At 65.4% G+C, this 12,369-nt stretch carries 12 protein-coding genes; 4 read left to right on the forward strand and 8 right to left on the reverse strand.

The features are described from left to right. Positions 1–42 precede the first annotated feature (42 nt). Together ACWYRN_RS14945 and ACWYRN_RS14950 are read right to left on the reverse strand one after the other, a co-directional pair. On the reverse strand, positions 43–1,389 hold the full coding sequence (locus tag ACWYRN_RS14945) for a sensor histidine kinase (protein ID WP_488688401.1): 1,347 nt from the start codon (positions 1,387–1,389) through the stop codon (positions 43–45). Then, complete coding sequence (locus ACWYRN_RS14950) at positions 1,365–2,027, reverse strand: response regulator transcription factor (protein WP_488688402.1); 663 nt, start codon at positions 2,025–2,027, stop codon at positions 1,365–1,367. The genes ACWYRN_RS14945 and ACWYRN_RS14950 overlap by 25 nt, the downstream gene beginning before the upstream one ends. A gap of 583 nt (positions 2,028–2,610) precedes the next feature. On the opposite strand from ACWYRN_RS14950, the gene pbpG reads away from it, so the two are divergent. Next, complete coding sequence (gene pbpG / locus ACWYRN_RS14955) at positions 2,611–3,405, forward strand: D-alanyl-D-alanine endopeptidase (RefSeq protein ID WP_488688403.1); 795 nt, start codon at positions 2,611–2,613, stop codon at positions 3,403–3,405. A 9-nt stretch (positions 3,406–3,414) separates the two neighbouring features. On the opposite strand, the gene arsH is transcribed toward pbpG, so the two are convergent. Genes arsH through ACWYRN_RS14975 form a run of 4 tightly spaced genes read right to left on the reverse strand, consistent with a single transcriptional unit; the run spans position 3,415 to position 6,278 of the window. Beyond that, positions 3,415–4,131 carry an arsenical resistance protein ArsH gene (gene arsH, locus ACWYRN_RS14960; RefSeq protein ID WP_488688404.1) on the reverse strand — a complete coding sequence of 239 codons (717 nt, stop codon included), beginning with the start codon at positions 4,129–4,131 and terminating at the stop codon, positions 3,415–3,417. Between the two features lie 9 nt (positions 4,132–4,140). Beyond that, entirely contained in the window at positions 4,141–5,421 is a 1,281-nt protein-coding gene (locus ACWYRN_RS14965; protein ID WP_488688405.1) for an arsenic transporter, read from the reverse strand. Positions 5,422–5,434: 13 nt separating this feature from the next. Further along, positions 5,435–5,914 carry an arsenate reductase ArsC gene (locus ACWYRN_RS14970; protein ID WP_488688406.1) on the reverse strand — a complete coding sequence of 160 codons (480 nt, stop codon included), beginning with the start codon at positions 5,912–5,914 and terminating at the stop codon, positions 5,435–5,437. Positions 5,915–5,939: 25 nt separating this feature from the next. Then, entirely contained in the window at positions 5,940–6,278 is a 339-nt protein-coding gene (locus ACWYRN_RS14975; protein WP_488688407.1) for an ArsR/SmtB family transcription factor, read from the reverse strand. A 148-nt stretch (positions 6,279–6,426) separates the two neighbouring features. Between ACWYRN_RS14975 and ACWYRN_RS14980 the strand changes: the two genes are divergently transcribed. Continuing rightward, positions 6,427–7,191, forward strand: coding sequence for an alpha/beta hydrolase family protein (locus ACWYRN_RS14980; RefSeq protein WP_488688408.1), 765 nt, complete (start codon positions 6,427–6,429; stop codon positions 7,189–7,191). 216 nt (positions 7,192–7,407) lie between these two features. Here ACWYRN_RS14980 and ACWYRN_RS14985 read toward each other — a convergent pair whose 3' ends face one another. Together ACWYRN_RS14985 and ACWYRN_RS14990 are read right to left on the reverse strand one after the other, a co-directional pair. After that, on the reverse strand, positions 7,408–7,758 hold the full coding sequence (locus tag ACWYRN_RS14985; RefSeq protein WP_229439289.1) for a hypothetical protein: 351 nt from the start codon (positions 7,756–7,758) through the stop codon (positions 7,408–7,410). A gap of 142 nt (positions 7,759–7,900) precedes the next feature. Further along, positions 7,901–9,814, reverse strand: a complete 1,914-nt coding sequence (locus ACWYRN_RS14990; RefSeq protein WP_488688409.1) for a M61 family metallopeptidase — start codon at positions 9,812–9,814, stop codon at positions 7,901–7,903. Positions 9,815–10,041: 227 nt separating this feature from the next. On the opposite strand from ACWYRN_RS14990, the gene ACWYRN_RS14995 reads away from it, so the two are divergent. Together ACWYRN_RS14995 and ACWYRN_RS15000 are read left to right on the forward strand one after the other, a co-directional pair. Next, the gene (locus ACWYRN_RS14995; RefSeq protein ID WP_229439291.1) at positions 10,042–10,506 is read left to right on the forward strand and encodes an Hsp20 family protein; all 465 of its coding nucleotides are present in this window, start codon (positions 10,042–10,044) and stop codon (positions 10,504–10,506) included. Between the two features lie 307 nt (positions 10,507–10,813). Continuing rightward, positions 10,814–12,331, forward strand: a complete 1,518-nt coding sequence (locus ACWYRN_RS15000; protein WP_488688410.1) for a Do family serine endopeptidase — start codon at positions 10,814–10,816, stop codon at positions 12,329–12,331. Positions 12,332–12,369 lie beyond the last annotated feature (38 nt).

Here is a 12,369-nt window from a genome sequence, read left to right on the forward strand (position 1 = left end):
GGCGGCGCCATGACCTGCCGCCGCGGCCGGGAGCCGGCATGCTCAGCGTGCCGCCGGAAACGTCACGCGCGCACGCAATCCCCGCATGCCGTCGGGCCTGTCCAGCAGCGCAATGCCGGCACCGGCCTGGCGCGCGATCGACGCCGTGATGGCCAGGCCGAGGCCGGAGCCGATCGCGCCGTTGCCGAGCACGCGGTAGAAAGGATCGAACACGCGCTCCCGTTCTTCCTCAGGAATGCCGATGCCCGTGTCGTCGATGTCGAGCACGACGCGGCCGCCGGCCTCGGTCACGCTGATGTCGATGCGGCCGCCTTCGGGCGTATACCGGATGGCGTTCTCGACCAGGTTTTTCACGAGGATGGCGATATCCACGGCGTGCCCGGCGACGGTCGGGTCGGCATCGCCCACCACGCCCAGGTCGATCGCCCTGGCTTCGGCCAGCGGCACCAGGTCCTCGAGGCATTCCTGGATCGTCTTCTTCAAGGCCACCTGCGCCAGCCGGCCATTGCCCGACTCCTGGGTGCGCGCCAGGGTCAGCAACTGGTCGAGCAGGATACGGGTGCGCGCCAGGCCCGCCGATAGGGCGCCCAGCCGTTCCCGCGCCTCGCCCTGCATGTCGCTGGCCGCCAGCCGTTCCGCCTGCAGCGACAGGGCGGTCATGGGTGAGCGCAGCTCGTGCGCGGCGTCGGCGATGAAGCGCCGCTGCAGCGACAGCGCGCGCACCGTGCGGCCGATCAGCTTGTTGATCTCGGCCACGAAAGGCCAGGCTTCCGACGGGAGTGCAGCCCGGTCGAGTTCCCCGAGGTCGTGTTCCGGGCGCTCGCGCACTTGCGCGGCAAGCTTTTGCAGCGGTTGGAACATGGTCCGCACCAGCAGCGTCACCATCAGCACCAGCAGCGGCCCCAGGAACAAAACCGGCGTCACCGCGCGCAAGGCATTCGCACGCGCCGCCGCGTCGCGCACGGCCGTCTGCTGCGCCACCGCGACGCGCACGCCGCGGGAGTTGGTGCGGATGAAGACGCGCCAGGTCTCGCTGCCGCTGGTCACGGTCTGCAGGCCGTCGGGCAGGGCAGGTGAAAAATGCGGCGGCCGTTCCGGTTTCGGCACGGGCACGCCGGGCGCGTCGATGAAGCGCACGACCAGGCGCGCATCGAAGTCGACGTCGCCGACCCGTTCGCGCGCCATCGGCGAGGTCGGTACGGCATCGAGCCTGCTGATCAGGTAGCCGACCTGCCGCAGTTGCGTGTCCTGGTCATGGTGGGCATCGCTGGTGGCGTCGACGTACGAATACAGGCCGGCCACGGCGGCGCCGAGCAGGATCGCCGTCGAGATCCACAGCGACAGCCTGAAACGCAGCGATGCCGCTACCGGCCCTTCGCGACCATCCATCCGACGCCCCGTACATTCTTGATGATTTCGCTGCCGAGTTTCTTGCGCAGCGAGTGGATCAGGAATTCGATCGCATTGCTCTCGACTTCCTCGTCCCAGCCGTAGACGCGGTGTTCCAGCTCCGCACGCGAGAGGATGGCGCCCGGGCGCACCAGCAGCGCCTGCAGCAGGGGAAATTCGCGCGCGGTCAGGCGCACCGTCGCCGTCGCGGTGCGGGCCTCGTGGGTGGCCGGGTCGAGGGCGACGATGCCGTTCCCGAGCACCGGGCTGGCGCTGCCCTCCTTGCGCCGGGTCAGGGCGCGCATCCGCGCCAGCAGCTCGCTCATCGCGAACGGCTTGACCAGGTAGTCGTCGGCCCCGCCATCGAGGCCGGCCACGCGGTCCTCGGTGGCCTCGCGCGCCGTGAGCACCAGCACCGGCACGTCGTTGCGCGCCTGGCGCACCGAGCGCAGCACGGCCATGCCGTCGATGCGGGGCAGGTTCAGGTCGAGCAGGACCAGCCCGTATTCCAGGGTGCGCAGCGCTGTCAGCGCAGCCTCGCCGTCGACCACCCAGTCGGCCGCATAGCTGGCGTCGCGCAGCGCATGCTGGACCACGCTGCCGATCATCGGGTCGTCCTCCACCAGCAGCACTCTCATCGGCCGGTTCCCCGGGACGGCGGGCCACCGCATGCCGTGCGCCCTGCCGGGGCCAGGCCCGTCGTCGCTACTTTCATGTCTTGCTTTCTCCTGTATTACGCCGCCAAATTACGCCGCCAAGCTTACCAGCGGCCGGCACGGGGCCGCGTTCGCTGGCGCCTGCCCGGCCGGGTTCGTGCGAGCGCGTCATGTTAGGAGGAAACACTTAGCGAAGCCTTAGCGTACTTGAGATGCTGGGCGCCGCGCCGGCGCACCGGACGATCCTGCTCATCGCTAAGTGTTTGCTAATTCTCGGCCATTACGATGGCCGGATTCGTATGCTCCGCTGTCCGACCGAGGGCGGCGGAGGCGTTGCTTGCCTCTTTCGAAGATGAAAATACTGGTCCTCGTTTTCCTGTCCCTGGCATTCCTGCTGGGTTCCGCATCGCCCGTGCACGCCAACGGCAGCCATTCCTCCGCCACGGCGAAGGCAAAAACAAAAGCGAAGGCAAAAAAAAAGGCAAAAGCAAGAACAAAGGCAAAAGCAAAAACAAAGGCAAAAGCAAGAACGAAAGCAAAAGCCAGGGCAAAAGCCGCGAAGCGGGTGCGTCACCCGAAGGCGGCCACGGTCAACCGTGCCAACGTCCAGCTGGCGGCCCTGCGCTCGAGCGCGGTACTGGTGCTCGATCCGAAGACGCAGAGGGTCCTGTACCAGAAGAACGCACACGCGGTCATGCCGATCGCGTCGCTGACCAAGCTGATGACGGCCCTGGTCGTGCTGGAAGCCAAACAGGACATGAAGGAAATGCTGACCGTCACCCAGGCCGACGTCGACCGCCTCAAGTACTCGTCGTCGCGCCTGCGCGTGGGCACCCGCCTGTCGCGCTCGTCCATGCTGCACCTTGCCCTGATGAGTTCGGAAAACCGCGCCGCCTCGGCGCTCGGGCGCAACTACCCTGGCGGGACCGGGAAATTCGTCGAGGCGATGAATGCCAAGGCAAGGGCGCTGGGCATGCGCAGTACCCGCTACGTGGAACCGACCGGGCTCTCGAGCGCCAACGTCTCGAGCCCGGAGGACCTGGCCAGGCTGGTGGTCGCCGTCGAGAAGAACCCCTTGATCCGGCGCTACTCGACCGACCGCCACTTCACGATCCGGCAGGCGCGGGAGCAGACCGTCTACCGCAACTCGAACCGGCTGACCGCGAACCGCAACTGGAAGATCCGCCTGCAAAAGACGGGGTATATCTCGGAGGCCGGCCGCTGCATGGTGCTGCACGCAGTGGTCAAGGGCAGGGCGACGGTCATGGTCTTCCTGAATTCCCAGGGAAAGTTATCGCGTGCGGCCGACGCCAATCGGGTGCGTGCCTGGCTGACCACCTTCCATCCCTGGCGGCGCTGACGCGGCGCTTCACAGCCTGCCGATCTGCCGGTTAATGGCCGCCTGCGCCCGCTCGTTGCGCTCGCTGTAGCGGTCCGTCAGGTAGTCCGTGCGGCCGCGCAGCAGCAGCGTCATCTTGAACAGCTCTTCCATCACGTCGACCACGCGGTCGTAATAGGCCGACGGGCGCATGCGCCCGGCCTCGTCGAATTCCTTGTAGGCCATCGGCACCGAGGACTGGTTCGGGATCGTGAACATGCGCATCCAGCGGCCCAGCAGGCGCAGGGTATTCACCACATTGAACGACTGCGAGCCGCCGCACACCTGCATCACCGCCAACGTGCGTCCCTGGCTCGGGCGGATCGCGCCCATTTCCAGCGGAATCCAGTCGATCTGGTTCTTCATCACCGCCGTCACCGCGCCATGTCGCTCCGGGCTGCACCAGACCTGGCCTTCCGACCACAGGCACAGTTCGCGCAGTTCGACTACTTTCGGGTGCGTCTCCGGCACGCTGCCGGCCATCGGCAGTTCGGTCGGATCGAAGATCTTCACTTCCGCGCCGAAGTGTTCGAGGATGCGCGCCGCCTCCTTGGTCAGGAAGCGGCTGAACGAGCGCTCGCGCAGCGAGCCGTACAGCATCAGGATGCGCGGCGGGTGGTTCATGTCGCCCACGGGCGCCAGCTTGTCCAGCGTTGGCAAGTCCAGCAGTGCGGGGCGGATATTGGGGAGGTCGTCGAGTGTGTCCATATACTTCCTTCAGCTCAGGCGCAGGGCCAGCGCGCACAGGGTAACCAGCAGGATCGGCAAGGTGAGCACGATGCCGACCCTGAAGTAATAGCCCCAGGAGATGCGAATGTCTTTCGATGCCAGCACATGCAGCCAGAGCAGGGTGGCCAGGCTGCCGATCGGCGTGATCTTCGGACCGAGGTCGGCACCGATGACGTTTGCGTAGATCATGGCTTCGCGCACCACGCCCTGGGCCGTACTCGCGTCGATGGCCAGTGCACCGACCAGCACGGTCGGCATGTTGTTCATGACCGACGACAGGATGGCGGTGATGAAGCCGGTGCCGAGCGCCGCGCCCCAGACGCCATGTTCGGCGCAGCGATCCAGAAAGGCCGTCAGGTAACCGGTCAATCCCGCATTGCGCAGCCCATATACCACCAGGTACATGCCGAGCGAAAAAACAACCACCTGCCAGGGAGCGCTGCGCAACACCGCGCGGGTCGAGATGCGGTGCCCGCGCGCCGCCACAGCCAGCAGCAGCACTGCACCGGCTGCAGCGACGGCGCTGATCGGAATGCCGGCTTCGCCCAGCCAGAAAAAGCCGACCAGCAGCAGCGCCAGCACCCACCAGCCGGTGACAAAGGTCGCGCGGTCGTGGATGGCGTCGTCGGGCAGCCTGAGTTGGGTGACATCGTAGTGCGCAGGAATCTCCTTGCGGAAGAACCAGGCCAGCGCCGCCAGCGTTGCTGCCACCGACACCAGGTTCACCGGCGCCATCACCGCCGCATAGCGCGCGAAACCGATATCGAAGTAGTCGCTCGACACGATGTTCACCAGGTTCGATACGACCAGCGGGAGGCTGGCGGTATCGGCAATAAAGCCGGCCGCCATCACGAAGGCCAGGGTTGCCTTCGGCGGAAAACGCAGGGCGGCCAGCATGGCGACGACGATGGGCGTGAGGATCAGGGCGGCACCGTCGTTGGCGAACAGGGCGGCGACAGCAGCGCCGAGCAGGACCAGCAGCAGGAACAGGCGCCGGCCATGGCCGCCACCCCAGCGCGCCATGTGCAACGCGGCCCATTCGAAGAAGCCCGCCTTGTCGAGCAGCAGGCTGATGATGATCACGGCAATGAAGGCGCCGGTGGCGTTCCAGACGATGTGCCACACCGTCGGGATGTCGCCCACTTGGATCACGCCCGCGAGCAGGGCGACGACGGCCCCGCCAGTTGCGCTCCAGCCGATGCCCAGCCCTCGCGGCTGCCAGATGACGAGTGTGAGGGTCGCCGCGAAAATCAGGAAAGCGGTCAGCACGAATGTTCCGCCTTCAAGCCAGGATGCCGCCGATGCGGTCGAGTTCGGTCTTGAACCGTGCATGATCGGCGGCCAGTTCGCCGAGCGGCAGCGTCAGGAAGGTCTCGATGCGGGCGCGCAGGATGGCATAGGCTCCTTCGAACGCGGACGTGATCTCGTCTTCCGTGCCTACTACATGGCTCGGATCTTCCACGCCCCAATGCGTGCGCAGGACCGGGCCCAGGTAGGCCGGGCAGGTTTCGCCGGCCGCGCTGGCGCAGACGGTGACCACGATGTCCGGCGTCACTGGCAAGGCGTCCCAGGACTTGCTGTAGCAGCCCGCGGTGGACACATCCTTGGCGGCGAGCAGGGCCAATGCTCGCTCGTTCAGCTTGCCGGTCGGCTGGCTGCCGGCGCTGATGGCCTGCCAGCCTTGCGGCGCAAGGTGGTTGAAGACGGCTTCGGCGATGAGCGAACGGCAGGAATTGCCCGTGCAGAGGAAGAGGACGTTCATGAGGGTTTTGTCTTGTCGAGTGAATTCAGGTGCCGCAGACGAGCCCGGCAGAAGGCGTGCACGGCGTGCCGCCGCAGCAGTTTTCGGTCAGGAAGCCGAGCAGGGTGTTCATCGTGTCGAACTGGGCGGCATAGATGATGAAGCGGCCTTCCTGGCGTGCCACGATCAGGTTGGCGTGCGCCAGTTCCTTCAGGTGGAACGAGAGAGACGACGCGGGCATGCCCAGGGCGTGCGCAATCTTGCTGGCGGCCAGGCCGTCGGGGCCGGTTTGCACGAGCAGGCGGAAGACTGCCAGGCGCGATTCCTGGGCGAGGGCGGCGAGGGCGACGACTGCATCTTTGTTTTCCACCACGGCTCCCTTCATTTCGACGTTTCGACGTTTCTAGTATAGTCGAAACGTCTTGCGATAGGAAGCGTTTGAAAGCATGTCACTGGAGCGCATGCAGAGCGCTTTCTTGCGCGCCTCGCCGATCGCGTGCAGAGTAGCGCCTTCATTGCAAAAGAAAGACACCATGTTCACCGAACGCGTCGATTTCCAGGGGCCGCACGGCAAGCTCTCGGCCAAGCTGGACATGCCCGACGGCACCCCGCGCGCCTACGGCGTCTTCGCCCATTGCTTCACCTGCAGCAAGGATGTGCTGGCGGCGAACCGCATCTGCCACGGCCTGGCCGAGCGCGGCGTGGCCATGCTGCGTTTCGATTTCGCCGGCCTGGGCGCCAGCGCGGGCGACTTTGCCGACACCAATTTTTCTTCGAACGTGGACGACCTGGTCGCGGCCGCCGACTTCCTGCGCACGCGCTTCGAGGCGCCGCGGCTGCTGGTGGGGCACAGCATGGGCGGCACGGCGGTCCTGGCTGCAGCGCAGCGCATTCCGGAATCGAAGGCCGTGGTGACGATTGCCTCGCCGAGCGATCCGCACTACGTGGTCGACAAGCTGCTGTCCGAGCACCTGGATACGCTGGCGCGGCTGGGCGAGGCCCGGGTCAAGCTGGCGGGGCGCGATTTCCAGATCCGCCAGCAGTTCGTGGAGGATGCGGCGCAACACGGCCTGGCGGACCGGATTGCCGGGCTGGGCCGTGCGCTGATGGTGATGCATGCGCCGCAGGACGATACCGTCGACATCGCGAATGGACAGCGCATCTTCGACCTGGCGCGCTACCCGAAAAGCTTTGTTTCGCTCGACGGGATGGACCATCTGGTGACGGGACGGGAAGATGCGGCGCAGGTGGCCAGGATGATTGCGGCGTGGAGTGCGCGCCATATCGATGCGGCGTGATGGATCGACATGCTAATCGTACGGTGGGCACTCCGTGCCCACGCGGAAGCCAGCGCAGCGTTAGCGCAGTTTGAAAGCGGATGTTGGACGAACCGCGGAGTTTCCCCAGGAGGCACCGCGACATGAAAACGGAGCCGGTATAACGCAGCCAACATGACGCCAGCTTCCGCGTGGGCACAGCGTGCCCACCGTACGGTTGACGCCAGCGGCTAATGCTTACTCGTCGAAGTCTTCGGCGAGGTTTTTCCAGCCACGCGCCTTGGCAAACGCCGTGAATTCTTCCGGCGCCTCGAGCACGATCAGCTTGCGCTCCTGCAGCCCCGGATCGCTGTGTCCGAAATCCGGCCCTTTATAGCCCAGCGCGCGCAGGCGGTCGATGATGTTCTTGACCAGCACGCGGTCCTTGTACAAGCCGCTGTCGAGCGGCTTGGCAAAGTCCACGTACACGTCGATGATCCCGTAACCCTCGTCGAAAATGCGGATCGCCTTGACGTCATGGGTACGGCCGGTGCTGTCCGCGGCCTGGAAAGGCCCGGACAGTTCAATATCGGAGGAGTCGGTAGTCATAGCGCGCAGCATACAGGAATCCCGATAAACCTACTGCGCGTCGGACTGACAATCTGCGATGCTCGCTGTACTTCCGTACAGCTGCGCTTCTCGATTGCCAGTCCTTCCGCTCGCGACGGTTTCTCGAGATCCCTCGACAGTTTTACTTCAGCGCCTTGTAGATCGCGTCCAGGCGGTCCGGCGTGCCCGGGATGCGTTCCAGGCGCGGGTAGCGCAGGCCGTCGTGGTAGTCGAGCGAGATGGTGCGCAGGTTGTTACCCTTGCGGACCAGCAATTCGATCGGCGCCTTGCTGCCTTTGGCCGCCTTCACCGCCGCCTTCAGCACCTCGGCCTTGTAGGCCCGGTTATTCACCGCCACGACGGTCGTGTTGCCGGCCAGGCCAGCGCGGAAACCGACACCATCCCAGATCACGTTGCTCACGCCGCCATCGGCGCGCACCGAGAAGCCCAGCGAGTAGCTGAAGTCGGCCGACTTGCTGCGCTCTTCCGCAGCCTTGATGGCGTCGGTCGGGGTGTCGGTGTAGACCAGCTTCCAGCCGGCGCGGGCCAAGCCGTCGAGCGGGGCGCCCGGGCCGTGGCCTTCCACGCGGGTGCGCAGGAAGGGCGCCCAGTCGAATTTCTGCACCTTGTCGAGCGCGGCGACCACGTCCTCGAAGGTGTAGAAGGCCGGCAGCATGCTGCCGTTGTCGATGCCGTAGAAGGCGCGTGCGAAATCGTCGAGCGAGCGCTTGTCGCCGGACAGTTCGCGGATCTTGGTGTCCACATCCAGCCAGATCAGCGCGCCTTCCGAGTAGTAGTCTTCGCTGCGCTGCCAGTTGCTCCAGGCGAGGGCGCGGCGGCCGGCGATGATCGGGTCGTTCACCGTGTCCTGCATGGCGCGCCAGGCACGGCCCTGGGTGTTGTCGTAGCGGGCGGCGGTGGCGGCCAGCGTGTTGCGTGCGGCTTCCTTCGACACCAGGCCCGAGCGCGCAGCGAGGATGCCGCCCCAGTACTGGGTCTGGCCTTCGTACACCCACAACAGGCTGTTCTGCAGCGGCGTGTTGAAGTTCGGGACGTCCTGGCCGGCCGGGCGGCGGAACTTGCCGTTCCACGAGTGGGTGTACTCGTGCGGCAGCAAATCGCGGCCGGCTTCGCTGCGTGCCCAGTCGGTGAAGTAGCCCGGCTTCACGCCGTTCTCGCTCGACTGGTGGTGCTCGCGGCCGACGCCGCCGAATTCGTCCGACAGGGCCAGCAGGAAGTCGTAGTGCTGGTAGTGGTGCGAGCCGAACAGCTTGAGCGATTGCTGGACCATCGCGCGGTGGGCGGCGATCTGTTCCGGCTTGGCTTCCAGGCTCTCGGCATTGTCGGCAACCACGTTCAGCGACACGCGCACCTTGGCGCCCGGGTCGAGGTCGAACTGCTTGAAGTGGCGGCCGGCGAACAGCGGCGAGTCGATCAGGGTTTCCAGGTCGTGCGGCTGGAACTGGATCTCGTCGCCCTGGCGGGTGGCCGTCTCCAGCGCGGTGCCGTACTGCCAGCCTGCCGGGAGCGTGAGCGACGGCTGCACGGTGATGCGGCGCGCCACGTAGCCGGCAGGGTAGAGCGTCACCGATGGCCACTGCAGGCCGATGATGTCGTCGGTCATGACGATGCGGCCCTGGCCCGGGTCGAGCGGCGACAGGAACTGGTATTCGACGTCCAGGGTCGTGGCGCCTTCCGGCACGGTGACGTGGAAGGCGAAGACTTCGACCGGGTCGCGCGTCCATTCGACGGCTTTGCCGTTGGCGCTGAATTTCAGGCCAGCCAGCTGGGTCAGCGGACCGCTCGGGCCGTGGTTCGCCGGCAGCCATTGCGGGTACAGGAAAGTCATCGGGCCCGGCTTCACCGGCACCGTCATGCGCATGCGGAAGATCTGCTGCGACAGGTTGGTCGCATCGACCTTCAGGACGATGGTGCCGGGGTAGGGCTGGTCGACTGGGGCCGGCACGGCTGCTTGTGCTGGGAAGGCCAGTGCGAGCGCGAGGGCGAGGGCGGACGCCGATTTGGCGGCAAGGGAAAACGGGCTGTGAGCGGTCATCTTGTGATGTGTGCGGGTGACAAAACCGGACGAGTGTAGCACGCACCCTGTGCCGGAAAGCATTGAAATACTCCGAAACATCATTGCAAATAAAATTTGCAAAATGTCTTAAAAATCCGTATTTCGTATCCCTTGAAAATCGATTGAGATGGCATTAGATTGGTCCCAACGGATGCTCACGATGAGGTCCGTCAACTTATCGCTTAACTTAACGAGGATATTTAATCATGCGTACTTTCGATCTGACTCCCCTGTACCGTTCCGCCATTGGTTTCGACCGCCTGGCCAGCCTGCTCGAGCAACGCGCCGAATCGCAGCCGAGCTACCCGCCGTACAACATCGAGCTGGTCTCCGAAGACCAGTACCGTATCGTGATGGCGCTGGCTGGTTTCAACCGTAACGAAGTGGAAATCGTCACCGAGCGCGATTCGCTGCACGTGACCGGCCGCAAGCAGAAGGACGAGACCCAGCGTACCTACCTGCACCGTGGCATCGCCGCCCGCGACTTCGAACAGCGCTTCCAGCTGGCGAACCACGTGAAGGTCACCACCGCTTCGTTCGACAACGGCATGCTCACCATCGAACTGGTGCGCGAAGTGCCCGAGGCGCTCAAGCCACGCAAGATCGCGATCGGCGATGCGGCAGGCACCATCGACAATGTTCAGCAAATCGAACAGCGTCAAGCAGCCTAAAGGCGTAGAGCAGTAACGAAAGAGGGTGCCCACCGGGCGCCCTTTTTTACGTCCGGAAGCGGACAGAATTGTCCGTCCCTGCGTTTGGCGATGCACTGCCAACGCCGGCTGCGGCGCGTAGGGTGGACGGCTGTGCCGTCCACGCTACGTATTGACGTGCGTGTCCAGTTGAATGCACAGGCATTCCGACGTCCGCGCAACAGCCAATCGTAACGCTGAGTTTTAAGCATGTTCTAAGACAGATCGGCGAAACTAATCACCATGCGATAACCCGTTATCGGCAACCCTTTCATCCAGGAGTACGTCCATGCAAAACGAAGGTGCAGTCACTGCCATCACCGCAAAACGTCTCACGCTGGCGCTCTGCGCGGCGGGCGTTATTGGCGGGGCGGTCGGTGCGGTTGCAGTCAACCACAACAACGCCACCGCCCAGGCCCAGGCAACCGTTGCAGCGGCCCCGGCGCCCGCTCCGGTGCAGGCGCCGCCCGCCGTGGCAGGCGCCCCCGCGGCCACGGTCTCCCTGCCGGACTTCACCACCATCGCCAAGCAGAATGGCAAGGCGGTCGTGAACATCCGCGTCATGGGCACCACCAAGACCAGCGCGCGCGGTATGCCGCAAATGAGCCCGGGCGACCCGTTCTATGAATTCTTCCGTCAGTTCCAGGACCCGCGCGGTTCGCAACGTGACGCTCCCGTTTTCGGCGCCGGATCGGGCTTCATCGTAAGCCCGGACGGCGTCATCTTGACAAATGCCCACGTGGTGCAGGGCGCCAGCGAGGTAACCGTCAAGCTGGCCGACCGCCGCGAGTTCCGCGCCAAGGTGCTGGGCTCCGACCCGCGCACCGACGTCGCCGTGCTGAAGATCGACGCCAAGAACCTGCCCACTGTCCCGCTGGGCAATGCGCGTGCTCTGCAGACCGGCGAATGGGTGCTGGCCATTGGCTCGCCCTTCGGCCTGGAGTCGACCGTTACCGCCGGCGTGGTCAGCGCCACCGGCCGCAGCCTGGGCAACGACAGCCAGGTGCAGTTCATCCAGACCGACGTCGCCGTCAACCCCGGCAACTCGGGCGGTCCGCTGCTCAATACCCGCGGCGAAGTGGTCGGCATCAACTCGCAGATCTATAGCCAGACCGGCGGCTACCAGGGCCTGTCGTTCGCGATCCCGATCGACGTCGCGGCGCGCATCAAGGACCAGATCGTCGCCACCGGCAAGGTGCAGCATGCCAAGCTGGGCGTGTCGATCCAGGACGTGAACCAGAGCTTCGCCGATTCCTTCAACCTCGATTCGCCTGAAGGCGCGCTGGTGGCGAACGTCGAACGCGGCAGCGCCGCCGAAAAGGCCGGCCTGAAATCCGGCGACGTGGTGCGCAAGGTGAATGGCCAGCCCATCATCGGCTCCGGCGATTTGCCGGGCACGCTGGCGGTGGCCAAGCCGGGCGACAAGGTCGCGCTCGACGTCTGGCGCGACGGCAAGATCGTGCGCCTGAACGCAACGCTGGCGAATGCCGACGACAAGGCCGCGCCCGATGAGCGCGAAGAAGTGGCGGCAGCCGACAAGGGCGCCAAGCTGGGCCTGGCGCTGCGTCCGCTGGACCCGCTCGAACGGCGCCAAAGCGGCATCGCCTCCGGCCTGGTGATCGAAGACGCGCGCGGCGCGGCGGCGGTGGCCGGCATTGCGCCGGGCGACGTGCTGCTGTCGGTGAACGGCAAGCCGGTGTCCAGCGTGGACCAGGTGCGCGACGCGGTCGGCAAGTCCACCAAATCGGTAGCCTTGCTGATCCAGCGCGGAAATGAAAGAATCTTCTTTCCGGTGCGGATAGGCTAAGACGCCGTCTTGGCGCAGCCGGATCACACACAAGAGGT

Source organism: Massilia sp. BAP21, assembly GCF_057801335.1.

What these genes read in the sequence shown, in the direction of transcription:
- ACWYRN_RS14945 (WP_488688401.1), bottom strand. Translation starts at nt 1,389, where the DNA reads ATGGATGGTCGCGAAGGGCCGGTAGCGGCATCGCTGCGTTTCAGGCTG.
- ACWYRN_RS14950 (WP_488688402.1), bottom strand. Translation starts at nt 2,027, where the DNA reads ATGAGAGTGCTGCTGGTGGAGGACGACCCGATGATCGGCAGCGTGGTC.
- arsH (WP_488688404.1), bottom strand. Translation starts at nt 4,131, where the DNA reads ATGGACACACTCGACGACCTCCCCAATATCCGCCCCGCACTGCTGGAC.
- ACWYRN_RS14970 (WP_488688406.1), bottom strand. Translation starts at nt 5,914, where the DNA reads ATGAACGTCCTCTTCCTCTGCACGGGCAATTCCTGCCGTTCGCTCATC.
- ACWYRN_RS14975 (WP_488688407.1), bottom strand. Translation starts at nt 6,278, where the DNA reads ATGAAGGGAGCCGTGGTGGAAAACAAAGATGCAGTCGTCGCCCTCGCC.
- ACWYRN_RS14980 (WP_488688408.1), top strand. Translation starts at nt 6,427, where the DNA reads ATGTTCACCGAACGCGTCGATTTCCAGGGGCCGCACGGCAAGCTCTCG.
- ACWYRN_RS14985 (WP_229439289.1), bottom strand. Translation starts at nt 7,758, where the DNA reads ATGACTACCGACTCCTCCGATATTGAACTGTCCGGGCCTTTCCAGGCC.
- ACWYRN_RS14990 (WP_488688409.1), bottom strand. Translation starts at nt 9,814, where the DNA reads ATGACCGCTCACAGCCCGTTTTCCCTTGCCGCCAAATCGGCGTCCGCC.
- ACWYRN_RS14995 (WP_229439291.1), top strand. Translation starts at nt 10,042, where the DNA reads ATGCGTACTTTCGATCTGACTCCCCTGTACCGTTCCGCCATTGGTTTC.
- ACWYRN_RS15000 (WP_488688410.1), top strand. Translation starts at nt 10,814, where the DNA reads ATGCAAAACGAAGGTGCAGTCACTGCCATCACCGCAAAACGTCTCACG.